The 21,712-nt window shown below is 71.1% G+C and carries 20 protein-coding genes and 1 riboswitch; of the genes, 7 read left to right on the top strand and 13 right to left on the bottom strand.

The window, feature by feature from the left end; genetic code table 11:
• Positions 1–31 precede the first annotated feature (31 nt).
• Positions 32–970, bottom strand: coding sequence for a hypothetical protein (locus HDA30_RS09675; RefSeq protein WP_184242032.1), 939 nt, complete (start codon positions 968–970; stop codon positions 32–34).
• 455 nt (positions 971–1,425) lie between these two features.
• On the opposite strand from HDA30_RS09675, the gene HDA30_RS09670 reads away from it, so the two are divergent.
• From HDA30_RS09670 to HDA30_RS09660, 3 genes are all read left to right on the top strand, one after another.
• On the top strand, positions 1,426–2,745 hold the full coding sequence (locus HDA30_RS09670; RefSeq protein WP_184242030.1) for an aminotransferase class V-fold PLP-dependent enzyme: 1,320 nt from the start codon (positions 1,426–1,428) through the stop codon (positions 2,743–2,745).
• Positions 2,742–3,353: a CoA-binding protein gene (locus tag HDA30_RS09665; RefSeq protein ID WP_184242028.1), complete on the top strand. Its 612-nt coding sequence runs from the start codon at positions 2,742–2,744 to the stop codon at positions 3,351–3,353. The genes HDA30_RS09670 and HDA30_RS09665 overlap by 4 nt, the downstream gene beginning before the upstream one ends.
• A gap of 102 nt (positions 3,354–3,455) precedes the next feature.
• Positions 3,456–3,561, top strand: a riboswitch (SAM riboswitch).
• A gap of 12 nt (positions 3,562–3,573) precedes the next feature.
• The gene (locus tag HDA30_RS09660; protein ID WP_184242026.1) at positions 3,574–4,071 is read left to right on the top strand and encodes a flavin reductase family protein; all 498 of its coding nucleotides are present in this window, start codon (positions 3,574–3,576) and stop codon (positions 4,069–4,071) included.
• A gap of 161 nt (positions 4,072–4,232) precedes the next feature.
• Here the strand turns inward: HDA30_RS09660 and HDA30_RS09655 are convergent, their stop codons facing one another.
• Positions 4,233–5,525: an adenylosuccinate synthase gene (locus HDA30_RS09655; RefSeq protein ID WP_184242024.1), complete on the bottom strand. Its 1,293-nt coding sequence runs from the start codon at positions 5,523–5,525 to the stop codon at positions 4,233–4,235.
• A 310-nt stretch (positions 5,526–5,835) separates the two neighbouring features.
• Here HDA30_RS09655 and HDA30_RS09650 point away from each other — a divergent pair, with 310 nt between their 5' ends.
• The gene (locus HDA30_RS09650; RefSeq protein ID WP_425488395.1) at positions 5,836–7,245 is read left to right on the top strand and encodes a short-chain fatty acid transporter; all 1,410 of its coding nucleotides are present in this window, start codon (positions 5,836–5,838) and stop codon (positions 7,243–7,245) included.
• A gap of 159 nt (positions 7,246–7,404) precedes the next feature.
• Here the strand turns inward: HDA30_RS09650 and bioD are convergent, their stop codons facing one another.
• From bioD to HDA30_RS09625, 5 genes are all read right to left on the bottom strand, one after another.
• Entirely contained in the window at positions 7,405–8,121 is a 717-nt protein-coding gene (gene bioD, locus HDA30_RS09645; protein ID WP_184242022.1) for an ATP-dependent dethiobiotin synthetase BioD, read from the bottom strand.
• The gene (locus HDA30_RS10580) at positions 8,118–10,529 is read right to left on the bottom strand and encodes an aminotransferase class I/II-fold pyridoxal phosphate-dependent enzyme (RefSeq protein ID WP_246418740.1); all 2,412 of its coding nucleotides are present in this window, start codon (positions 10,527–10,529) and stop codon (positions 8,118–8,120) included. Before HDA30_RS10580 ends, bioD begins: the two co-directional genes overlap by 4 nt.
• Complete coding sequence (bioA, locus tag HDA30_RS09635; protein ID WP_343059346.1) at positions 10,526–11,923, bottom strand: adenosylmethionine--8-amino-7-oxononanoate transaminase; 1,398 nt, start codon at positions 11,921–11,923, stop codon at positions 10,526–10,528. The genes HDA30_RS10580 and bioA overlap by 4 nt, the downstream gene beginning before the upstream one ends.
• Before the next feature lie 8 nt (positions 11,924–11,931).
• On the bottom strand, positions 11,932–13,149 hold the full coding sequence (gene bioB, locus HDA30_RS09630; protein WP_184242020.1) for a biotin synthase BioB: 1,218 nt from the start codon (positions 13,147–13,149) through the stop codon (positions 11,932–11,934).
• 90 nt (positions 13,150–13,239) lie between these two features.
• A complete protein-coding gene (locus tag HDA30_RS09625) occupies positions 13,240–13,770 on the bottom strand; it encodes a SixA phosphatase family protein (protein WP_184242018.1) in 531 nt (176 codons plus the stop codon).
• A 595-nt stretch (positions 13,771–14,365) separates the two neighbouring features.
• On the opposite strand from HDA30_RS09625, the gene HDA30_RS09620 reads away from it, so the two are divergent.
• Complete coding sequence (locus HDA30_RS09620) at positions 14,366–14,959, top strand: hypothetical protein (RefSeq protein ID WP_184242016.1); 594 nt, start codon at positions 14,366–14,368, stop codon at positions 14,957–14,959.
• Here the strand turns inward: HDA30_RS09620 and HDA30_RS09615 are convergent.
• Together HDA30_RS09615 and HDA30_RS09610 are read right to left on the bottom strand one after the other, a co-directional pair.
• Positions 14,926–15,567 carry a thymidine kinase gene (locus HDA30_RS09615; protein WP_184242014.1) on the bottom strand — a complete coding sequence of 214 codons (642 nt, stop codon included), beginning with the start codon at positions 15,565–15,567 and terminating at the stop codon, positions 14,926–14,928. The two genes, HDA30_RS09620 and HDA30_RS09615, sit on opposite strands and share 34 nt — an antisense overlap.
• A gap of 39 nt (positions 15,568–15,606) precedes the next feature.
• Positions 15,607–16,038: a DUF3151 domain-containing protein gene (locus tag HDA30_RS09610; protein WP_184242012.1), complete on the bottom strand. Its 432-nt coding sequence runs from the start codon at positions 16,036–16,038 to the stop codon at positions 15,607–15,609.
• A 290-nt stretch (positions 16,039–16,328) separates the two neighbouring features.
• Here HDA30_RS09610 and HDA30_RS09605 point away from each other — a divergent pair, with 290 nt between their 5' ends.
• The gene (locus HDA30_RS09605; protein WP_158497008.1) at positions 16,329–17,435 is read left to right on the top strand and encodes a hypothetical protein; all 1,107 of its coding nucleotides are present in this window, start codon (positions 16,329–16,331) and stop codon (positions 17,433–17,435) included.
• Between the two features lie 88 nt (positions 17,436–17,523).
• On the opposite strand, the gene HDA30_RS09600 is transcribed toward HDA30_RS09605, so the two are convergent.
• Complete coding sequence (locus HDA30_RS09600) at positions 17,524–17,874, bottom strand: hypothetical protein (RefSeq protein ID WP_184242010.1); 351 nt, start codon at positions 17,872–17,874, stop codon at positions 17,524–17,526.
• A 5-nt stretch (positions 17,875–17,879) separates the two neighbouring features.
• Complete coding sequence (gene fbaA / locus HDA30_RS09595) at positions 17,880–18,902, bottom strand: class II fructose-bisphosphate aldolase (RefSeq protein ID WP_158497006.1); 1,023 nt, start codon at positions 18,900–18,902, stop codon at positions 17,880–17,882.
• Positions 18,903–19,169: 267 nt separating this feature from the next.
• Here fbaA and HDA30_RS09590 point away from each other — a divergent pair, with 267 nt between their 5' ends.
• Positions 19,170–20,537: a hypothetical protein gene (locus tag HDA30_RS09590; RefSeq protein ID WP_184242008.1), complete on the top strand. Its 1,368-nt coding sequence runs from the start codon at positions 19,170–19,172 to the stop codon at positions 20,535–20,537.
• Between the two features lie 92 nt (positions 20,538–20,629).
• Here HDA30_RS09590 and HDA30_RS09585 read toward each other — a convergent pair whose 3' ends face one another.
• Both HDA30_RS09585 and HDA30_RS09580 read right to left on the bottom strand, forming a co-directional pair.
• On the bottom strand, positions 20,630–21,313 hold the full coding sequence (locus tag HDA30_RS09585) for a TrmH family RNA methyltransferase (RefSeq protein WP_184242006.1): 684 nt from the start codon (positions 21,311–21,313) through the stop codon (positions 20,630–20,632).
• Positions 21,310–21,633 (bottom strand): hypothetical protein, encoded by a 324-nt coding sequence (locus HDA30_RS09580; RefSeq protein ID WP_184242481.1) that lies wholly within the window; start codon positions 21,631–21,633, stop codon positions 21,310–21,312. The genes HDA30_RS09585 and HDA30_RS09580 overlap by 4 nt, the downstream gene beginning before the upstream one ends.
• Positions 21,634–21,712: the final 79 nt, after the last annotated feature.

Raw genomic sequence — 21,712 nt, 5'->3', positions numbered from 1 at the left:
CGCGAGTTCACGACGCACCCCTGACCCTCACTCACGCGACGATGAACTCGTCCGCCCGTCGACGCACCGCTCGGATCACTCGCGCATACCCGTCGGCCCGGTCCGCCGATGTGACCCGCAGCGTCATCCACCCGCGCTCTTGCCCGTATCCATCCCGACGGGCGTCCCTCGCCTGCTGATCAGCGTCTCGGTGCGCCGCCCCGTCGTATTGGATCGCCAGACGCCACTGCGGGTAGGCGAGGTCCACCCGCGGAGCCCACGGGTCGGCCGGGTCGAGCGACACCTGAAGATCGGGCTCCGGCAGGCCCGCGTCGACGAGCGCAAGACGCACGAACGTCTCAGGCGGCGAGTCCGCGCCGACGCGCGCCAGGCCCAACGCCTGCCGGCACATAGCCCGGCCGACGAAGCGCCGCGACCGTTCCACCCCACGGCGCAGGAGCGCGACCGACGTGAGGGCGGGCCGTCGGCCCGATGGCGTCCACCTCGGCTGGACCGCCCAGTCCGCGGCAGCCACCAAGTGTTCCAGCTCATGCGGGCGGAGCAGAGCAGCGACATCACGCCATGTGCGTTCGACCGTGGTGACGAGGTACCCACCGACGGTGACGACATCCGCGTCCGGCACAGGCCGCCGGTGAACCATGACTCCGGGAAGGGCCGACGTGTGAGAGCGCCGGGCCCGGTCGACGCTGAGGTGCAAGCGGGGGTCCTGCTCGAGTCGCAACGGCAACGGCATGCCCCACAGCCGGGCCGCGGTCACGTGCGAGATGGCCCCGCCGACCAGGCGCGCGACCGCGGCGACGACGCTCCGCTCCTCCTGCGGGTGACACCCGACGGGCACGTGCACGCCGCGGCACACGCGCTCCAGGTCCGCCGCACGGACGCGGCCTGCCGGCAGCCCGGTAGCCGTGAGCTCGGCGGTGGTGAAAGCGGATCCGAGCAGATGGTCTGGGAGTGGACGTGGTCGTGGCATGAGCCCACGGTGCGTGAAGTCTCGAGACGGAGAGCCCGCGCCCCGGCGCGGGCACGGAACGTCTGGGGACAGGGCGCGCGGACGGACATCGGTGCAGGAGCCTCCCGTCCCGCCCCTCCACACACGACTCCGGGTTGATATGTGACGCACCCCTGTCGCACACACAACTCCGGGTTGATATGGGACGCCTAAACCTTTCGATGGCTGTTCTAAGTCGACCTGGAGGGAGGGGGAAACGAGGGCGCGGGAGGAAGGGTGTTTAAGCCGACCCGGAACACGGCGGTCGTGGCGGCGGCTCCCCCATGACACCCCGTGACCTGCACCCCGCCCGGTCTTCGACCGACTGCCGGCGTGCATCCCAAACTGGGCGCGACCCGCCCACGCCGGCACCCCCGCCGCATTCGTCCCAGACGCCCCTCACCTGCCCCCTGCCCCGACCACCCGAAAGGACCCCCGTGGCTGACCACGAGTTCGGATTCCGCACGAAGGCGCTGCACGCCGGCGCCGTGCCGGATGCCGTGCACGGCTCCCGCGCCGTCCCGATCCACCAGACCAGCTCCTTCGTGTTCGAGTCCGCCGACGACGCCGCGAACCTCTTCGCCCTGCAGAAGTACGGGAACATCTACAGCCGCATCGGCAACCCCACGGTGGCCGCGTTCGAGGAGCGCATCGCCACACTGGAGGGCGGCATCGGCGCCGTCGCGACCGCCTCGGGCATGGCCGCCGAGTTCATCACCTTCGCGGCGCTCGCCGGAGCCGGCGACCACATCGTCGCCTCCGCCAAGCTCTACGGCGGCACTATCACCCAGCTGGACGTCTCCCTCCGCCGCTTCGGCGTGGAGACCACCTTCGTGGACTCCGCCGAGGCCGCCGACTTCGAGGCCGCGATCCGCCCCGAGACCAAGGCCGTCTACACCGAGATCGTCGCGAACCCCTCCGGGGACGTCGTGGACCTGCCTGGCCTGGCCGACGCGGCCCACCGCCACGGGGTGCCCCTCGTGGTCGACGCCACGCTCACGCCCCCGTACCTGATCCGCCCGATCGAGCACGGCGCGGACATCGTGATCCACTCGGCCACCAAGTTCCTCGGCGGGCACGGCACCACGCTCGGCGGCGTCGTCGTGGAGTCCGGCCGGTTCCCGTGGGACAACGGGAAGTTCCCGTCCATGACTGAGCCGGTCCCCTCCTACGGGGGCGTCTCCTGGTGGGGGAACTTCGGCGAGTACGGCTTCCTCACCAAGCTGCGCTCGGAGCAGCTGCGCGACGTCGGCCCGTCCCTGGCCCCGCAGTCGGCGTTCCAGCTGATGATCGGCGTCGAGACCCTCGCCCAGCGCATGGACGCCCACCTGGCCAACGCGCAGACCGTGGCGCAGTGGCTGGCCGAGGACCCGCGCGTGGCCTGGGTCCGCTACGCCGGCCTGCCCGACCACCCGCACCACGCCCGCGCGCAGGAGCTGCTGCCGAACGGCGTCGGCTCGGTGTTCAGCTTCGGCGTCACCCCGGGCGAGAGTGACGACGGCGGCGGCCGCGAGGCTGCGGCTCGGTTCATCGCGAATCTGCGGTTGGCCAGCCATCTGGCCAACATCGGCGACGCGAAGACGCTCGTGCTGCACCCCGCCTCGACGACGCACCAGCAGCTCACCGCCGAGCAGCTCGCCGCGGGCGGCGTCCCCGCGGACCTGGTGCGCATCTCGGTGGGGATCGAGGACGTCGAGGACATCCTGTGGGACCTGGACCAGGCCCTGACCGCCGCGACCGGACAGGAACGAGCATGAGCACCTGCAGCATCGACCCGCACCAGCCCGTGACGGACGGCCCCGTCGGCACTGCGCAGGCCCACGCGCCCGCCGACGCCGCCTCCGCCCCCGCTCCCGCCGCACACACCGAGCCGGCTGGTTCCGAGCCGACGGCCGCCCAGCGCCTGGCGGTCCTACGCGACACCCGCAGCATCGCGCTCGTCGGCGCCTCGGACAAACCCGAGCGCGCGTCCTACTTCGTCGCCACCTACCTGCTGAGCTCCACCACGTTCGACGTCCACTTCGTCAATCCGGTGCTCGCCGAGGCCGGCAAGACGATCCTCGGTCGGCCCGTGCACGCGAGCCTGGACGACCTGCCCACGCCCCCGGACCTCGTAGAGGTGTTCCGGAAGGCCTCGGACGCGCCGGACATCGTCGAGGACGCGCACCGCGTCGGCGCGCGGACGGTGTGGCTGCAGCTGGGCATCCGCAGCGACGCCGCCGCGCGGCGAGCCCGCGAGCTCGGGCTGCAGTTCGTCATGGACCGGTGTGTGAAGATCGAGCACGCCCGCTTCCACGGCGGCCTGCACCTGGCGGGGTTCGTGACGGGCGTGATCAGCTCGCGCCGTCAGCAGCTCGACCGCTGACGCCCGGGCCGACGGCCGGCAGCCGCGCCCGTGTCACATGCCGAAAGAATACCCTCGCCGACTGGCGCGACGGCCGATCCGTCGTTGTAGGGTCGGTGCCGACAACCATCCAGAGCGGCCGAGAGACCTGGCTCGATGACGCCGCAGCAACCACTCCGCGCGGGAATTCTGCGGACGGAATCGGTGCTTCCGCCAGGAGCGATGGAGGAGTGATTCACCCATGACCCTTGCCCCCGCCCAGCTGCGCGAGGCCTACTCTCACGTGCCGCAGTCGGTCGTCGCGATCGGCGCGCTCGTCGACGGGGCGCCGCAGGTGCTCGTCGCCTCGACGTTCACCGTCGGGGTGTCCCTCGAGCCGCCGCTCGTGAGCTTCGCGGTACAGCACACCTCGCAGACGTGGCCGCTGCTGCGGGGCGCGCGGACGCTCGGGGTGAGCGTGCTCGGCCGCGACCAGTTCAGCCTCTGCCGTCAGCTCGCATCGAAGGACCGGGCTAGCCGATTCGACGGGGTCGACTGGTCGGCCGACGCCGACGGGGCTCTGCACCTGGCCGGGTCTCCCCTGTGGCTGCGGACCCGCGTGCACGCGGTGACGCCGGCCGGAGACCACGACGTGGTGCTGCTCGAGGTGCTGGACACGTCGTCGACGCCCGGCGCCAGGGGGATGGTGTTCCACCAGAGCTCGTTCAAGGCGCTCGAGGAGCTCGAGCTCAGCGCGTGAGGCGGGGGGCCGCGGTCTCCGCCGGGCTGGTTCAGCAATCTCTCCCCCGCCCCCTCCCTCCCGCTGCGTGGTCACTTTCTGCCGTTAACCCGGGCGAATAGCGGCCGAAAGTGACCACGCAACGGGAGAGGCAGACGGTGGCCCGGCGCTCGCCCGGAGCCTCAGCCTTCCTCAATGAGGTCCCGCACCTGGACCACCTGGTCGCGGCCCGGGCCCACGCCGATCGCCGAGATGCGGCAGCCCGAGAGCCGCTCGAGCGCAAGCACGTACTCGCGCGCGTTCTCCGGCAGGTCCTCGAGGGTCCGGGCGCCCGAAATGTCCTCGGTCCAGCCGTCAAAGTGCTCGAACACGGGCTTGGCATGGTGGAACTCTGTCTGCGTCATGGGCATGCGGTCGTGCCACACCCCGTCGACCTCATAGGCCACGCACACGGGGATCTTCTCGATGCCGGTGAGCACGTCCAGCTTCGTAAGGAAGTAGTCCGTGAACCCATTGATCCGCGCGGCGTAGTGCGCCATGACGGCGTCGTACCAGCCGGTGCGGCGCGGCCGGCCCGTGTTCACGCCGAACTCGCCGCCGGTGGTGCGCAGCTGCTCGCCCATGTCGTCGAACAGCTCGGTCGGGAACGGGCCGGCGCCCACGCGCGTGGTGTAGGCCTTGACGATGCCGATTGTCCGCGAGAACCGGGTGGGGCCGATGCCCGCACCGACCGAGGCGCCGCCGGCCGTCGGGTTCGATGAGGTGACGAACGGGTAGGTGCCGTGGTCGACGTCCAGGTAGGTGGCCTGGCCGCCCTCGAGCAGCACGACCTTGTCCTCGTCGAGAGCGTCGTTCAGCAGGTTCGTGGTGTCGACGACCATCGGGCGCAGGCGCTCGGCGTAGCCCAGGAAGTACTCGGCGATCTCGTCGACGGTGACGGCGCGACGGTTGTAGAGCTTGACCAGCAGCTCGTTCTTCTGCCGCAGGGCGCCCTCGATCTTCTGGCGCAGGATCGACTCGTCGAAGATGTCCTGCACACGGATGCCCAGGCGGGCGACCTTGTCCATGTAGGTGGGGCCGATGCCGCGGCCGGTCGTGCCGATCGCCCGCTTGCCGAGGAACCGCTCAGTCACCTTGTCCATCGTCTGGTGGTACGGCGCCACGAGGTGAGCGTTGGCCGAGATCTTCAAGTGCGCGCACGAGTGGCCGCGCGCCTCAAGCCCGTCGATCTCCTCGAACAGCGCCTCCAGGTTCACAACCACGCCGTTGCCGATGACGGGCGTCGCGTTCGGGGAGAGGATGCCGGCGGGAAGGAGCTTCAGCTCGAACTTCTCGCCGTTCACGACCACGGTGTGCCCGGCGTTGTTGCCGCCGTTGGGCTTGACGACGTAGTCCACGCGCCCGCCCAGCAGGTCCGTGGCCTTGCCCTTGCCCTCATCGCCCCACTGGGCCCCGACGATCGCGATCGCTGGCATTGTTCACTTCACCTCTGGCTCGTGGGCAGATACGCCCGGATTCTACCAGCGGAGGTGCGCGATGGAGCGCTGGGGGTCGGGACAAGACCGGTCACGCCAGAGGGCGGTATGGAGCCTGTTTCTGGCGTCATGCCGCCCATTGATGTCACCACAGCGCCGCTGAGCGCCCGCCTGCATGACGGCACAGACAAAGTCTGCCCGGGCATGACCGCCCCCCGACTCGGGCGTACGTGTGATCTGAAACACTTTATGGCTTAGAGTGCCCGCATCACCCGCACTCAGCCCACACTGGACGACGCGAGGAGCCTGCATGCCCACCACGACGCAGTCCGCCGAGGCGCATTCGGCGCCCCGCCAGCAGCAACCGCACCCTGCGGGCACAGTGTTCTCTCGCGCAATGCGCCCCGTGAACACCGTGATGGAGCGGTTCATCCCGTCATCGCTGCTGTTCTCCATCGTCCTGACGTTCATCGTCGCCGGGCTCACCCTCGCGTTGACTCCGACCGCTCCGGGCGACGTCCTGCTCGGGTGGGGCAACGGACTGTCCGGCCTGTTGGAGTTCATGACGCAGATGGCGCTCGTGCTGATGCTCGGGCACATCCTGGCGAACACAAGACCGATGCGAGCTCTACTCGCGCGCCTCGGCCAAATTCCGCGCTCAGCAGGCCAGGCCTATGTGTTCGTTTTCGTCATCGCGGCACTCGCTTCACTCGTCACTTGGGGCCTCGGCCTCGTGGTCGGAGGCCTGCTAGCACGAGAGGTGGCGGCGCAGGCCCGTCACCGAGGCGTCTGCCTGCACTTTCCGCTGCTCGTAGCCTGCGGGTTCGCCGGTTTCGTCGTGTGGCACATGGGGTACTCAGGTTCCGGCCCATTGACCGCGGCCACGCCGGGCTCATTCCTGGCCGAGCCCCTCGGCGGTCGGACTCTTCCCATCACGGCGACGACCTTCTCTTGGTGGAACCTGACGGCCACCGTCGTCACCGTCGTCTCGATCGCGGTCGCCCTGTTCCTCGTCGCCCCGCGGGGCCAGGACCGCATTATCGAGCTCACCATCGACGCGCGCGAGGACTCGTTCCTGACCGACCCACCACGCGAAACTCCGGCCGACCGACTCGACGCGAGCCGGGTACCGACACTTCTCGTGGGCGTCACACTCATCGCATATCTTGCGTTGCACTTCGCTCGTGGAGGCACCCTCACCCTCGACATCGTCAACTGGTCGTTCCTCGCACTCATCCTGGTGCTCGTACGCAACGCCCACGAACTCATCCAGCTCACCTCCCACGCTGCCTCGAACGTCGGGGAGATCCTGCTCCAGTTCCCTCTGTACGCCGGCATCCTGGGCATGATGACCACCTCCGGCCTGATCGAGGTCTTCTCCGATGCTCTGGCGAGCGTCGCCACCCCCACCACGTTCGGCGTGCTGGCCTTCCTCTCCGCCGGCATCGTGATCTTCTTCGTCCCCTCGGGCGGAGGCCAGTTCGCGGTGCAGGGACCGATCATGCTGTCGGCCGGCGCGGAGCTGGGCGTCGACCCAGCCGTCACGATCATGGCGATGTCCTACGGTGATCAGTGGACGAACATGATCCAACCGTTCTGGGCGATTCCCCTTTTGGCCATCGCCGGTCTGAAGATGCGCGAGATCCTCGGCTACACGACAGTCGTGCTGCTCGTCAGCGGCGCGGTGTTCGCGGGGACGCTGCTGCTGGTGTCGCTGTGATCGCGGCGTGATCGGCCCCGCCAGAGGGCGGTCCAATGCACTGCGGTCATGCCAGAGGGCGGAATGGGGCCCTAATCGGACGTCATACCGCCCGCCTGTATGACAGCAACGCCGTATACCGCCCACCCGCCTGACCGCAGCGGCAACTCGACCGACCGCTCACCCGCGCCGCATCGCCGTCCCACCCCACGGCACCGTCTCGAACCGCGCCCCGTGCGCCTCGGCCAGCCGCGCCAGGAACCTCAGATTCGCCCGCTCAACGGCATCCGGCTCCTCCGCCACACCACTCACCACGATCCGCCCGGGGACGACGCCGCGCCCCGCCGCGTGCTCGACCGTCAGGCGCGTGTGGTTCTGGGTGCCCAGCCCGGGACGGGCGACGACGACCAGCTCCGCCGCGTACCCCGCCCGCCGCAGGGCGAGCACCGCGTCCACGGGCCCCTCGCCCTGGGACGTCCAGTCCACCGTGATGCCGCCGGCCCCCTCGATCAGCAGCAGGTCCGTGTCCGAGGCCAAGCCCACCCACCGGTCGAGCTGCTCGCGCAGGGCCGGCAGGGCCGGGGCCCGCTCTCCCGCCTCGGCGCTCTGCGCGACCGCGTCCACGGGGGCCATGGCCGGCCCGAGCCGCGCCCCCTCGGAGACGGTCAGCCTCTCGCAGACCTCCCCCGCCAGCCGGCCGGCCCGCACCGCGTCCGCCACGAGTCCACGCACGACGTCGACGTCCCCGTCCTCACCGGGCTGCACCCCCGTCTGCGCGGGCTTGTCCACGTGCACCCGCTCCCCCGCCGCCAGCGCCTGGGCGGCGGACGCGGCCGTGGCCCACGTCTTGCCGACGTCCGTGTCCGTGCCGGTGATCACCTGGATCCGCGCGCTCATGCACTGCTCCTCTCCGCGTTCGCCGCCGTGTTCGTCTCCGCCTCGGCGCACCGCCGCACCCTCGGGCTCCTCGGCCGCACGAGCACGTGCCGCGGCGCTTGGAAGGACAGCAGGGTCAGCCACGGCGGCTCGGGCCCGGTGAGCTCGGCTTCGGGCAGCCGCCGCGCAACCTCCCGCACCACCAGGGCGGTCTCCAGCTCCGCGAGCCCGGCGCCCAGGCAGCGGTGCAGACCGTGGCCGAACGCCAGCCGGTGGTCCGGATGCCCCGCACCGGAGAGCCGCAGCACGAGCTCCTCTCCCGCGGCCACGGGGTGCCCGCCCATCTCGGTGTCCCGGGTGGCCACGCGGCGCCACGTCGGCACCGAGGACCGGGCCCGCAGGGTCTCGCCCACCAGCGCCTCGCCGGCGGCGAGTCCGGCTGCCTCGTCATCGCCCGCGAGCGCGGTCCACGTCGCACGGTCCCGCAGGGCGGCGTCGAGGGCGGTGGCGATCAGCATGCGGGTGGTCTCCTGGCCCGCGATCACCAGGAAGTAGCCGAGCGAGACGATCCGCTCGTCGTCCACCCCCGCGGCGGCCAGGGCCCCGAACAGGTCGTCGCTGCCGGCGGACTCGGCCACGCGGGTGCGCAGCCACCGATGGAAATCGGCCGCGGACCGGGCGAGCCTGAGCTGGCGATCGTCGTCGGGCCACCCCCAGAACAGCTCAAGCGAATCAGCGCTCCACCGGTGCAGCAGTTCCTCGTCCGGGTTCGGCACGCCGGTCAGCGCGGACATGATCCGCGCCGGGACCGCGGCGGCCACGGTGGCGGCCAGGTCGATCGGCTCCCCCGGCGAGGCGACGGCGAGCGCACGATCGAGCTCGGTGCCGGCGAGATCGCGGATCGCCTCCCGCTGGGCCCGCACCTTCGCGGGGGAGAAAAAGGGCGTGACGACGCGCCGCACGTACCGGTGCTGCTCCCCGCCGGCGGAGGCCAGCACCGGGGGAAGCCGGAAGCGAGCGGCGGCCAGCACACGCTGCGCCGGCCCGCAGAGCGGCCGGGCCACGGTGAGCGCATTGGCCGAGGAGAACGCGTCCGGGTCGGCGAGCACGGCGCGCACCTGCTCGGGCGCGTCCACCAGGAGGTGGTCGCCGCGCACCTCGGCCGGGCGCGGGTCGCCATGGGCGAACGGGCACGCTCCGGGGCCGGTGGCGGCACCCCAGGCGGCCTCGGCGCGGGAGGCGATCTGCTCGAGGGCACCGCGCAGACGCTGCTCACCGTGGTCCGCGTGCACGCTCAGCCGGAGCCGGGCGACACCATCGGGCACCGAGGGCGGGCGAAAGCAGGCCACGTGCACCCCGTCCTCCGCGAGCGCCGCCGCGGCGGCGACGGCGGCCTGGGGACTGGGCATCCGCACCGCGTGCACCGCCCCGGCCCCGATCTCCACGTGCGGGGCCAGGCCGGAGCGGCGCAGGAGGGTCTGCTCGGCCAGGGCACGACGCCTGGTCAGGCGGGCGGCCGGCTCCCCGGTGGCGGCCAGCCGGCAGGCCTCCGCCGCGGCGGCAGCAGTCGGCAGGGCCAGGGCGGTGTCGAACAGGAACGCACGGGCGGTGTTGAGCACATGGCTCCGCCACGCGGCGGCACGGGTCGGATCTCCGCCGAAGAGCGCGACTCCGCCCTGGGCGCCGAGCGCCTTGGAGAGGGTGGCGGTCAGGATCACGGGCGCAGTGGTGCCGCCCCCGGGGTGCTCGGCGCGCCAGAGTCCGGCCGCCGCGGCGCAGGAGCCCTCAGGCACGGTGCCGAGGCTGTGGGCCTCGTCCACCACGAGCAGCGCGTCGTGCTCGGCGCAGAGGTCACCGAGCGCGCGCAGATCCGCGGCGTCGCCGAGCACGGAGTACACGGACTCCACCACGACGGCCAGGCGTCTGCCGGGGTCCGCGGCGCGCAGTCGGGTGAGCTGCTCGCCGAGGGCGGGCAGGTGGCCGTGCGGCGCCTCGTGGACCTCGGCGCCGGAGAGCGCGGCACCGTCCCGCAGGGAGGCGTGGGCGTGCTCGTCCAGCACGACGGCGCTGCGGGGCCCGCCGATGGCCCCGAGCACGCCGAGGTTCGCGGTGTAGCCGGAGGAGAACACCAGGGCGATGGAGGCCCCGGCCAGCGCGGCGACCTCCCGTTCGAGCTCCACGTGCAGGGGGTGGGTGCCGGTCACGACGCGCGAGGCTCCGGCACCCACGCCGTGGTCGACGGCGGCCCGCGCCGCCGCCTCCCGGACGCGGGGGTGCCGGGCGAGGCCGAGGTAGTCGTTGGAGGCGAGGTCGATCGGGGCAGCCGATGGCTGCGGCGCACCGGGGGCGGGGCCTGCCGTACGCGTCAGGCCCCGCCGCTCTCGGACGCGGGCGCGGGTGTCGAGCCAGGCGTCCCAGGTGCCGGTCATCCGTACACCTCCGCGATCGCCCCGGTCACGGCGGCGCAGATCGTCGCGACGTCCTCGTCGGTGCTGACGTAGGGCGGCATCACGTAGACCAGGCTCCGGAACGGGCGCACCCATGCGCCGCGGGCGACGGCGGCCCGGGTGATCGGCTCGACGTCGACGGGGCGGTCCAGCTCGACGACGCCGACGGCCCCGAGCACGCGCACCTCGCGCACGGCCGGCAGTTCGGCGGCCACCGTGAGCCCGGCGCGCAGCCCGGCCTCGATGCGCGGCACCTGCGTGTGCCAGCCGGTCGCGGGGTCGGTGAGCAGATCCAGGGACGCGGAGGCGACGGCGCACATGAGCGGGTTGCCCATGAACGTGGGCCCGTGCAGCAGGGCGCCGGGCATGCCGTGGTCGGTGCGGGAGACGGTCCGAGCGACCTCGGCGGTGCACAGCATGGCGGCGCCGGTCATGGTGCCGCCGGTCAGGGCCTTGCCGAGGCACAGCACGTCGGGGACGACCTCGGCCCAGTCGCAGGCCAGCCAGCGGCCGGTGCGGCCGAATCCGGTGGCGATCTCGTCGGCGATCAGCAGCCAGCCGTGCTCATCGCACAGCTGCCGCAGCAGGCGCAGGCAGCGCGGGTGGTAGGCGTACATGCCGCCGGCGCCCTGCAGGACGGGCTCGAGGATCACTCCGGCGACCTCGTCGGCGTGCTCGGCCGCGAACGCCCGGGCCTGCTCCTCCCACGCGGTCAGCGCGGCCTCGTCGGCCTCCCACCGGCCAGCGGACGTATCGGCGTCCAGAACCCACCGCGCGGCGGGCGGACGCGGCAGGAACAGATGCTGGGCGACGAGCGAGGTGAACGCGGCGTGCATGCCGTCGACCGGGTCGCACACGCCCATCGGCGCGGCGGTGTCCCCGTGGTAGCCGCCGCGCACCGTCAGGAACTGCCGTCGGCCGGTGCGCCCGAGGGTCGCCTGGAACTGCAGGGCGAGCTTGAGGGCCACCTCGACGGACACCGACCCCGAGTCCGCAAGAAAGACGTGTTCGAGCGCATCGGGGGTGTGGGCGAGGAGTCGCTCGGCCAGCTCGACGGCGGGTGCGTGGGTGAGCCCGCCGAACATGACGTGCGGGAATGCCTGCGCCTGCCGGGTGAGGGCGTCGACGAGCGCCGGGTGGCCGTGCCCGTGGACGACGGACCACCACGAGGCCATCGCGTCGATCGCCACGTGGCGGTCGCCGTCGGGGCCGGTCAGGTCGAGGCGGACGCCGCGGGCCCCGGTCACCGTGTAGAGCTGTCGGGCGCCGGCGGCCCCGTAGGGGTGCCACAGGTGTGCGGCGTCGCGGTCGAGCAGGGTGCCGACGGAGGCAGATCCGGCGCGAGAGTGCGCAGCGGGGAGCGGGGCGGTGGACACGGTGGCGCTCAGGCGTTGGCCGGCTCGGCGGTGCCGGCGCCGCGACGGCGCAGCTCGGGCTTCGTGGCCGAAGCACGCCCCTCGGCTGAGGCGTCAACGCCGGCCTCATCCGCGGCGTCGCCGCAGGCGGCCGTCGAACCGCCGCAGCAGCCGCCCGGCTCGGCCCCGCTGTCGGCGGCCTGCTCACGCTTCTCCGCGCCGAGCACCGTGTAGCCGGCGTCGGCGATCATCTGCAGGTCTGCCTCGGCGTCCTGGCCCTCGGAGGTGAGGTAGTCGCCCAGGAAGATCGAGTTGGCCACCTGCAGGCCCACGGACTGCAGGGAGCGCAGGTGCATCTCGCGGCCGCCGGCGATCCGCAGCTCCTTGTCCGGGCAGGCCAGGCGCACCATGGCCAGGATCCGCAAGCACTGCAGCGGGGTGAGCTCCCAGTGGCCCTCGAGCGGGGTGCCGTCGAAGGGCATGAGGAAGTTCACCGGGATCGAGTCCGAGTCCAGGTCCCGCAGCGCGAACACGGCCTCCACGAGCTGCTCGTCGGATTCGCCCATGCCGGCGATCAGGCCGGAGCAGGAGGACAGGCCGGCTGCACCGGCGCGCTGCACTGTGTCCACGCGACTCTGGTAGGTGTGCGAGGTGCAGATGGACTCGTAGTGGGACTCGGCCGTGTTGATGTTGTGGTTGTAGGCGTCCACGCCGGCGGCCTTGAGCTTCTCCGCCTGGCCGTCCTTGAGCTCGCCCAGGCACGCGCAGACCTCGACGTCGGGGTGCTGCTCCTTGAGCTGGTCGATCATGCCGGTCACGCGGTCGACGTCGCGATCCGTGGGGCCGGTGCCGGAGGCGACCATGCACACGCGGGAGGCGCCGCCGGCGATGCCCATGCTCGCCTGCTTCACGGCCTCCTCGGGCTTGAGCCAGGTGTACTTCAGGATCTCGGCGGCGGTGCCGAGGCGCTGGGAGCAGTAGGTGCAGTTCTCGGGGCACAGGCCGGTCTTGAGGGAGACGAGGTAGTTGACCTTCACGGTGCGTCCGAAGTGCTTCTCCCGCAGGCGGGAGGCGGCGGCGACGATGCGAAAGGTGTCCGCGTCCGGGGCGCCCAGGACGGCGACGGCCTCGTCTGCGGTGAGGCGGTGGCCCGCGTCAATGCGGTCGACGAGCGCCTCGACGTCGAGCGGTGCGGCCGGCGCGGCGGGCTGCGGGCTGGTGTGCGGAGCGTCCTGGGTGGCGGTCATGGCGGGCCTCGTCCTGTCGTGAGCGGACGCGCCGACGTGGGGTGCGGCGCGTGTGATGGCCAGCACCCTAACAGAGTTCCTGAACGGTGTTCAGTAAGGGGCGGTCGGCGGGCGCCCGCTCGTCACGAGCCGGCCACGCGCCGGCCCGTCCGGCTCGAGCTCCAGAACGGCGAGCCCGGAGGTCTTCATCTCGATCACCTCGCCCGTGAGCAGTTCGACCAGCTCCGCGCAAGCGGGACTGTGACTGACCAGCACGACGGCGCCTCCCCGCCCGACGCCACCCTCGGTCGCCGCCCAATCCAGCCCCCGGACGATCGCGAGCAGATCCTCGCCGTCGTCGGTGTAGGCGCGCTCATCGACGCGCTCGGGCGGCGGCGCGGGCAGTTCGGCGGCAGCCAGACGCCACGCGTCGGCGGCGCGCACCGCCGGGGAGACGACGGCGAGGCCGATCTGCCCAGCGTGCGCGGCGAGCCAGCCTCCAGCCTCCGCGGCCTGGCGGCGGCCTCGCCTGTTCAGCGGGCGCAGGCGGTCCTCGACGGGGACGGACCAGTCGGACTTGGCGTGGCGCATGACGATGAGGGTGCGCGGTCCGGGCGACGACGTCGACACAGGAGAGGGCATGGGTCCATCATGCCGAGGTCAGAGCGCCCGTCGGCATGACATCGGGCGTGAATGCCGCTTGCCCGCGCAGCGGACCGACATCTGCGCGGCCACGAACACGGCTGGAGCACCTCGGGACCTTTGACCCGGCCCGAGATCGTGGGCAACGGTAATGTGACCCCAAACCTGGAAAGTGGAGCACCCTGCGGCCTGCGGGAGGGCGGGGAGAGAGGATGAGCTGTAGTCCGGGTCGAGATCGTCCCATGGGACGTCCGTGAAGCACGCGCCGGCAGCCTGACGGCTGGCGAATCGATGGAGGACAGCCGCGCACGGTGCCGAGGCCAGCACCGCCCGCGTGTCCGAAACGCTCGAGCTGACGTGAGCATTCCACCTGTCGATGTTCTGCCTGACCTTCATGCCGACACTGTGGGTATCACAGGCACGGATCTCTCCCCGCTAAGCACCTGGATAGAGTGAATATAGAATGAAATATCTAATGCGGGCATTATTCTACACCCCACTCGCCTCCCTCGCCTTGATGACAGCGTCATGTGGAATTGAATCACCCCCAAGTGAGTCACCAAAGGAAGCAGTTAACTCAACGACAGAAGAACGCATGAGTGAATCCAATGACTCGCGAAATTTCCTCGAAGAGCAGGTCACCGCCGCCGCCGACGCCCTGGGAACACGCCGAATCGAACGCCTCGCCGAAGTCGGCTGCACGACCAACGCCGACCCTGAGGCTCAGGCGAAGGTCACCCAGTGGGAGGCCTACACCTCGCTCGACGTCGAATCCGACGAACAAGCCGACGAGATGGCCCGCGACCTCGCTAGCGCGTTGTTAGGCAACAATTGGCATGGAGAACTCACCAGTCAGGGGGTCACGGGCGAACCTTTCCGGACGTTGCTTCAAGCCACATCACACGAGGGGGGGTATCGCTTGCGCGTCTCGCACACGGATGAATATGGCGAGAACTACGTCGCCATCACCATGACCTCCCCGTGTCAGAAAAACCCCGAAGGTCACCAGATGGCCCGCTCACCCCTCGACCCCGGCTACGCCGGCAGCGATGCCGACGCCGGGAAATACGACGTCGAGGCCGAAAGAAAGGCTCGCGCCGACGGCACCGCGACCCCTGTGGCCACGCCCACCGCCCGCACCGACTCGGCCGACACTCAGCCCAGCCGGCCGTCGGACTCCTCGAGGTAGCACGCCGCGCACAGCGACTCGTAGGTCACCTCGACGCCGTCGATCGCCACCTGGTCGCCGTCGAACACGAACCGCTCGGTCCGCGTCACCGGGTCCACGACCTTGCGCGTGTTGAACACGGCCTTGCGTCCGCACCGGCAGATCGTCTTGAGCTCCTCGAGGGTGTGCGCCAGCTCCAGCAGCCGCGCCGACCCGGGGAACGACCGCGTGCGGAAGTCCGTCCGGATCCCGTAGGCCAGCACCGGCACCCCCTCCTCCACTGCGATCCTCAGCAGACCGTCCACCTGCTCCGGCTCCAGGAACTGCGCCTCGTCCACCAGCAGGCACGCCACGGATGGGGCGTCGACGTGCCCGACGAGGGCGTCCGGGTCGTCCCCCGACGCATGCCGCCGGAACAGGGCGACGACGTCCGCGCCCGCGGGTACGAGGAAGTCGACCTCGCGGCTCACCCCCAGCCGGGACAGGATCTGGCGCTCCCCCTTGGTGTCCAGCTCGGGCTTGGCCAGCAGCACCCGCTGGCCGCGCTCCTCGTAGTTGAACGCGGCCTGCAGCAACCCCGTGGACTTGCCGGAGTTCATGGCCCCGTACCGGAAGTACAGCTTCGCCATGCTCGCCGCTCCGACCGCGTCGCCCGTCGTGCGGGGCGCTCAGCCCTGCGAGGCCTCGATGGCCGCGGCGGCCGTCGGGTCGGAGTCGTCCAGGAACGTGCGGATGCGCTGGACCTCATCGGACTCGCCGATGCCCGCCGCCGCCCGGCCCAGAGCGTACAGGGCCCGCAGGAAGCCGCGGTTCGGCTCGTGCGCGTACGGGACGGGCCCCGCGCCGCGCCAGCCCGCCTTGCGCAGCGCGTCCAGGCCGCGGTGGTAGCCGACGCGGGCGTAGGCGTAGGAGTCGACCGTGCGGCCCTCCTTCCACGCGTCTTCGGCCATGAGCGCCCACACGAGCGACGACTCGGGGGCCACCGGCACGACGTCCTCCGGCAGATCGCCGGCGTCGAGGCGGGCCTGCACCTCAGGCTCCTCCGGCAGCAGGGTCGGAGCGGGCTCCATCAGGTTCTTGCCGATCAGGGACTCAGCCATCGTCGTGCTCCTTCGCATAGTGTTCCGGATCTATTGTTCCGGATCGTCCGCGCCGTGCCGGGTCGACGGCGCAGCCATGCCGCCTGGGTCTCGCGTCGACGGGCCCGGCATGCCTTTGGCAGTCTAGCGACGGGCCCGACCACGGCATCGCCCGGCACCGGGGCCATCCGGGGTTGAAACAGATCACTCTTGCACGTCGGCGCCAGTGTCCGCTCAGGTCTCTCCGGTACCGTGGAAACCTGCGCGCGTCCCAGCGCGCGCGGTCACGACCCCCTCAAAGGAGCTTGCCCATGGCCCCCACCCCGAACGCCGCGCGCCGGCTGCACGCCCTGCCCGTCGGCATGGCCGCGCTGGCCCTCGTGCTCTCCGGGTGCGCCGGATCGGGCGAGGACGGGGGCGAGGGCCAGGCGTCCGCCGCCCCGTCGTCGAGCTCCGCGCAGACGTCCTCGGACGAGCCGCAGGACCCGCAGGAGTCTGCCGCCTCCGTCGCCGCCGAGTCGTTCGCCGCCCAGTCCTCCGAGGGCTCCCGGCGCCCGCAGCCGCGTGAGGCCCTCGAGACGAAGGGCCCGGGCGTGAAGGACGGCGCCGCTGACGGGAACTGGGTGCGTATCGCCTCGAGCCGCAACGACACGGTCTCCGTGCAGGACTGCTCCACCGACGTCCTCGACCAGGGCACCCTCGACGCGATCGCCACCCACATCCCGAACGCGAACTCGCTCGAGATCACCCAGCTGTTCGCCTCGCGCGACGTCAGCCACGAGTTCATGTCGTGCTCGTACAGCACCTTTCAGGACCGTGCCCCCGGGATGCCGAGCGCGATGGTGACCTACCAGCACAACCGCGACGGCAAGAAGCTCGACTGGTGCTCGGAAGAGGCCCCGGTCGAGGCCGACGAGTACTCGTGGGACCCGAAGACCGGCAAGGGGCTCATGGCACTGCTGCGCCCCGGCATGATCGGTGGTCAGGACGGCGCCCCGCTGCTGCCGCAGCGCACCGCCTGGCAGTGCAACGACGAGGGCACCCAGATGGTCCTGATCACTCTCGGCGCGATGGAGGGCTACGGAGACGCCAACGAAGGCCTGGAGTCGGTGAAGAACTCGCCGGTCAAGGACAGCACGACGATCGTCACCGAGGCCCGCGACCACCTGGCCGACACGATGCTGAAGGACCCGAAGAAGGTGCGCGAGGTCATCAGCACCTCGTCGCCGGTGTTCATGGACTACCAGATGGACGAGAAGACCCTCGAGGAGGCCAAGAAGGTCCCCGCGGGCAAGTCGGATCCGGACGACCTCAACGACCAGTCGATGCTCGATCGCCCCGAGGGAGCCCCCGGCCCGGTCGCGCCCGGCATGCCGCCGCGCCCGTCGGAAGATGCCGAGGAGTCCGGCTCCGAGTGAGCCGAGCACACTCCTGAGTCACGCAGAAGGGCGGTCCCCGATCGGGGGCCGCCCTTCGTGTTCCGTCAGCCCGCCAGCGTCGCGCCGGTCAGCCGTTCAGTTCCCGGTCGAACTCTTCGGCCGCGAGCTGCCGGTCGGCGCGCCGGTCCAGGCGCCGTTCGAGCTGGTCGACGCGCACCTGCAGCGCGTCGGCGCGGCGCGTGGCCTCGTCCCGCTCTGCCTCGACCTGCTTGAGGCGCCGACGCCCGGACAGCGCCCGCGCGCCGAAGACGATCATCACGATCGCGATCGCCGTGAACGCGAGGACCGCGATGATCGCCACGTCGCCGACCCAGGCCATCTCTGCCAGGTCGCCGACCTGCGAGATCCCGTCCAGCTCATCGTCCGCCACGATGTGCGTGCCCCAGGCCCCGCCGACGAGGCCCTCGGCGCCGCCCACACCGATCAACGGATCGACTTGCCGGCCGAGTTGAGGGCCTCGCACGCCTGGCGGACGCGGTCGGCCATGGCCTCCTCGGCCTTGGCGCCCCACACGCGCGGGTCGTACTGCTTCTTGTTGCCGACCTCGCCGTCGACCTTCAGGACGCCGTCGTAGTTCTGGAACATGTGCGCGGCGACCGGGCGGGTGAACGCGTACTGGGTGTCGGTGTCCACGTTCATCTTCACGACGCCGTACCGCACGGCGTCGGCGATCTCCTGAGCGGTGGAGCCGGAACCGCCGTGGAACACGAGGTCGAACGGACGGTCCTTGCCGAGTTTCTGGCCGACGGCGGTCTGGATCTCCTCGAGGATCTCCGGGCGCAGCTTCACGTTGCCCGGCTTGTACACCCCGTGCACGTTGCCGAAGGTCAGCGCCGTCATGTACCGGCCGTTCTCGCCGGTGCCCAGGGCCTCGACGGTGGCCAGGCCGTCGTCGACCGAGGTGTAGAGCTTGTCGTTGATCTCGTTGGCGACGCCGTCCTCCTCGCCGCCGACGACGCCGATCTCGACCTCGAGGATCTGCTTGTTCGCCTTGGTGCGGGCCAGCAGGTCCTCGCCGATGCGCAGGTTCTCTTCGAGGGTCTCGGCGGAGCCGTCCCACATGTGCGAGTGGAAGATCGGGTCGCGCCCGGCCTTCACCTCGGCGGCCGAGGCCTCGAGCAGCGGCATGACGAAGCCCTCGAGCTTGTCCTTCGGGCAGTGGTCGGTGTGCAGAGCGATGGTCACGTCGTAGTTCTTGGCGACTTCGCGGGCGAACCCGGCCATCGCGAGCGAACCGGTGACCATGTCCTTGACCGAGGATCCGGAGAAGTAGGCGGCGCCGCCGGTGGAGACCTGGATGATGCCGTCGGAGCCGGCCTCGGCGAAGCCGCGGATCGCCGCGTTCAGGGTCTGGGAGCTGGTGACGTTGATGGCCGGAAAGGCGAACGAGCCGTTCTTCGCGGCGTCGATCATCTGCGCGTACGTGTCCGGGGTTGCGATGGGCATGCTCTGCTCCTAGGCGTCGTCGACTGGGCGAACTGCGGACCGCAGGGATGCACGCGGACCGTCGGGCGTCATCCTAGCCGCGCGGCGGGGGCCGGGTCAGGGCCGCGACAGGACCGGGCGACGGCGGGGGCTCGCTGCCCGGAACAACGCATGAACACTGCGTGCAGTATTTGAGAATTCAGCGAATTATCTGCAAGCATGCTGAGTGCCGCGTCACGCCGAATGCAGACGCGGTTCCTTCGTCATCACCCACCATCGGAGACATCCATGCCCATCTCTCGTCACACCACGACCCGGTCCCTCGCCGCGATGGCGATGGCCTCCGCCCTGACCCTGACCGCCTGCGGCTCCGCCGAGGAGGAGAAGGCCGCCGATGACGGTCAGAAGCAGGAACAGGAACGGCAGGGCTCGTCGTCGGAGCCCGGCGCCGAGGGCGGCTCCCAGTCCGCCGGCGCGGCGTCGGACGCCTCCGAGTCGGAAGAGCCGGAGCTGATCGAGGAACTGGAACCCGAGGTCGCGGCAGAGCTGAGCGGCATCCCGGACGAGCTCGACCTCGAGGACGTCGAGAAGTCCAAAGACAACCTCGTGGAGGTCTTCGGCGCGCAGTACACCGTGGAGCAGGTCGCGAAGACCGAGGCCCTGCCGAAGGACCTGGCCGAGCAGGTCGGTGGCGGCACCCAGGAGTACGCCGAGCAGGTGAAGGCCGCCGAGGGCGAAGCGTTCTACGTCGCTGTGCTCACGGCAGACGACCCCCGCCATGACTACGACGGCAACGCCGACGCCCCCGAGATCACCACGGGCTACCGGACGGACGGCAATCCAATCGAGGGCATGTCGTTGCCCGATATCCAGGTGGGCGACACGAAGGCAGTCGTGGTCTCGGCTGACGCCGATGCCGAGCCGGAGGACGTGACCTTCGAGATCGAGCAGGACTCCGTGAGCCAGGAGCTCTCCCTCGTGGACGGGTCGCGGACGCATTCGGACGTCGAGGAGATCTACGAGCGCGGCACCGAGGTGGAGGTCGGCGACCCGTCGACGTGGGAGGTCACGGCCGAACACGAGCGGCACTCCGCCACGACCGTCAGCGGCGAGGTCGACGGCGGCGTCGTCCTGCCGGCGCACCCGGAGCACGGCTGGCCCGGCAAGGGCAAGGTGTTCCTTGGCCTGGACATCAGCGCGACCGAGCCGGACGACATCTTCTATGACAGCACGCAGGCCGTCCTCGAATTCGAGGACGGGACCACGGCGCGCTGGGAGGAGGAGCCGCACGGCTACCCGCGAGCCTTCGAGGACCGCGTGTGGTTCGAGGTGCCGGCCGACACCGAGGAGGCCGAGCTGCAGCTCGACGTGCAGATCCAGATCTCCACGGAGAAGAACAAGTCGCTCAAGGATGTCACCGTGCCTCTGACCATCTCCGGCGAGCTCGGCGAGGACAGCGAGGCGGGGGACTCCGAAAAGTCCGAGGGCTCGACGGAGACGAAGGACTCGGACGAGGCGGAGGGCTCGGACGAGGCGGAGGGCTCGGAGACGGAGTCCGCCGAGGCGTCCGCATCCGAGGAGCCGGAGGAGTCTGCGTCGGCGGAGAAGTCCGAGTCCGACGAGTCGGGGTCGGCCTCGGAGTCGGACGACTCCTGACCCACGGGCTGGCCCGTGCCGCCGGTCCTCTCACTCGGACGGAGCCCCGCAGTCACTGCGGGGCTCCGTGCCGTCTCCGAGCGCTGCCACGCTCACACCTCCGCGTGCCGACGCACCCACGCATGCATCGCGATGCCGGCAGCCACGCCCGCGTTGATCGAGCGGGTGGAGCCGAACTGCGCGATCGACAGGGTGGCCTCGGCGCCGTCGCGGATCTGCTCGGACAGCCCCGGCCCCTCCTGGCCGAACACGAGGGCGCACGCCCGCGGCAGCTCGAACGTCTCCAGAGGCGCTGAGTCCGGAAACAGGTCCACGCCGAACACCGGCAGCGCCTCGGCCGCCGCCCACGCGAGGAACGCCTCGGCAGACTCGTGGTGGTGCACGTGCAGGTAGCGGTCGGTGACCATCGCACCGCGTCGGTTCCAACGGCGCCGTCCGATGATGTGCACGCCGGCGACGTTGAACGCGTTCGCCGTGCGCACCACCGTGCCGATGTTCATGTCGTGCTGCCAGTTCTCGATCGCCACGTGCAGCGGGTGCCGTCGGGCGTCCAGGTCCGCGACGATCGCCTCGACCGACCAGTAGCGGTACTCATCGAGCACGTTGCGGCGGTCGCCCTCGCGCAACAGATCCGGGTCGTAGCGGGGGTCGTCGGGCCACGGCCCCTGCCACGGGCCTACCCCGACCGGACGCCCTTCCGCTCCCGCCTCGGCCGGGCCGCCCGCCGAGGCGGCGCCGTCAGGACCGTCCGATGAGGTGGAGTCGAACTCGCTCACGCGTCGTTGCGGCGGTCCACCAGGGCCCACGCGGCGCCGGCGGCCACGCCCGTCACCGAGAGCACCGCCGGCCAGGCGCCGATCTTCTTGGCCAGCGGGTGGGAGGCGCCGAAGCCGCCCAGGTACAGCGCGGTCAGCGCGGCGGTGGTGCCGGCCCCGGCGGTCGCGGCCCACGTGCGTCCGGCGTAGACGCCGGCGGCGGCCAGCACGATGCCGCCGAGCGGACGGACGCCGGTTTCGCGGGCGGTCAGGTAGCCGCCGATCAGGCCGAAGGCGGTCACCGGCGCCGAGTGCACGGCGCGGGCCGGCAGCCAGGTCATGCCGTCACGGGTGACGGACGCGGTCGGGGCGTTCTTCCCAGTGGTGTTCTTCATGCCGACAACCGTACGCCGCGCCCTC

The organism is Micrococcus cohnii (assembly GCF_014205175.1).
GTDB classification, from domain to species: Bacteria; Actinomycetota; Actinomycetes; order Actinomycetales; family Micrococcaceae; genus Micrococcus; species Micrococcus cohnii.
Note: the sequence above shows the minus strand (reverse complement) of the source record. Positions and strands in the feature narration are given on the sequence as shown.

Coding starts and splice junctions, on each gene's coding strand:
- HDA30_RS09665 (WP_184242028.1), top strand. CDS start 2,742: ATGAGCACCTGCAGCATCGACCCGCACCAGCCCGTGACGGACGGCCCC.
- HDA30_RS09660 (WP_184242026.1), top strand. CDS start 3,574: ATGACCCTTGCCCCCGCCCAGCTGCGCGAGGCCTACTCTCACGTGCCG.
- HDA30_RS09615 (WP_184242014.1), bottom strand. CDS start 15,567: ATGGCGAAGCTGTACTTCCGGTACGGGGCCATGAACTCCGGCAAGTCC.
- HDA30_RS09610 (WP_184242012.1), bottom strand. CDS start 16,038: ATGGCTGAGTCCCTGATCGGCAAGAACCTGATGGAGCCCGCTCCGACC.
- fbaA (WP_158497006.1), bottom strand. CDS start 18,902: ATGCCCATCGCAACCCCGGACACGTACGCGCAGATGATCGACGCCGCG.
- bioD (WP_184242022.1), bottom strand. CDS start 8,121: ATGAGCGCGCGGATCCAGGTGATCACCGGCACGGACACGGACGTCGGC.
- HDA30_RS09655 (WP_184242024.1), bottom strand. CDS start 5,525: ATGCCAGCGATCGCGATCGTCGGGGCCCAGTGGGGCGATGAGGGCAAG.
- HDA30_RS09605 (WP_158497008.1), top strand. CDS start 16,329: ATGGCCCCCACCCCGAACGCCGCGCGCCGGCTGCACGCCCTGCCCGTC.
- bioB (WP_184242020.1), bottom strand. CDS start 13,149: ATGACCGCCACCCAGGACGCTCCGCACACCAGCCCGCAGCCCGCCGCG.
- HDA30_RS09625 (WP_184242018.1), bottom strand. CDS start 13,770: ATGCCCTCTCCTGTGTCGACGTCGTCGCCCGGACCGCGCACCCTCATC.
- HDA30_RS09650 (WP_425488395.1), top strand. CDS start 5,836: ATGCCCACCACGACGCAGTCCGCCGAGGCGCATTCGGCGCCCCGCCAG.
- HDA30_RS09590 (WP_184242008.1), top strand. CDS start 19,170: ATGCCCATCTCTCGTCACACCACGACCCGGTCCCTCGCCGCGATGGCG.
- HDA30_RS10580 (WP_246418740.1), bottom strand. CDS start 10,529: ATGACCGGCACCTGGGACGCCTGGCTCGACACCCGCGCCCGCGTCCGA.
- HDA30_RS09580 (WP_184242481.1), bottom strand. CDS start 21,633: ATGACCTGGCTGCCGGCCCGCGCCGTGCACTCGGCGCCGGTGACCGCC.
- HDA30_RS09675 (WP_184242032.1), bottom strand. CDS start 970: ATGCCACGACCACGTCCACTCCCAGACCATCTGCTCGGATCCGCTTTC.
- HDA30_RS09620 (WP_184242016.1), top strand. CDS start 14,366: ATGAGTGAATCCAATGACTCGCGAAATTTCCTCGAAGAGCAGGTCACC.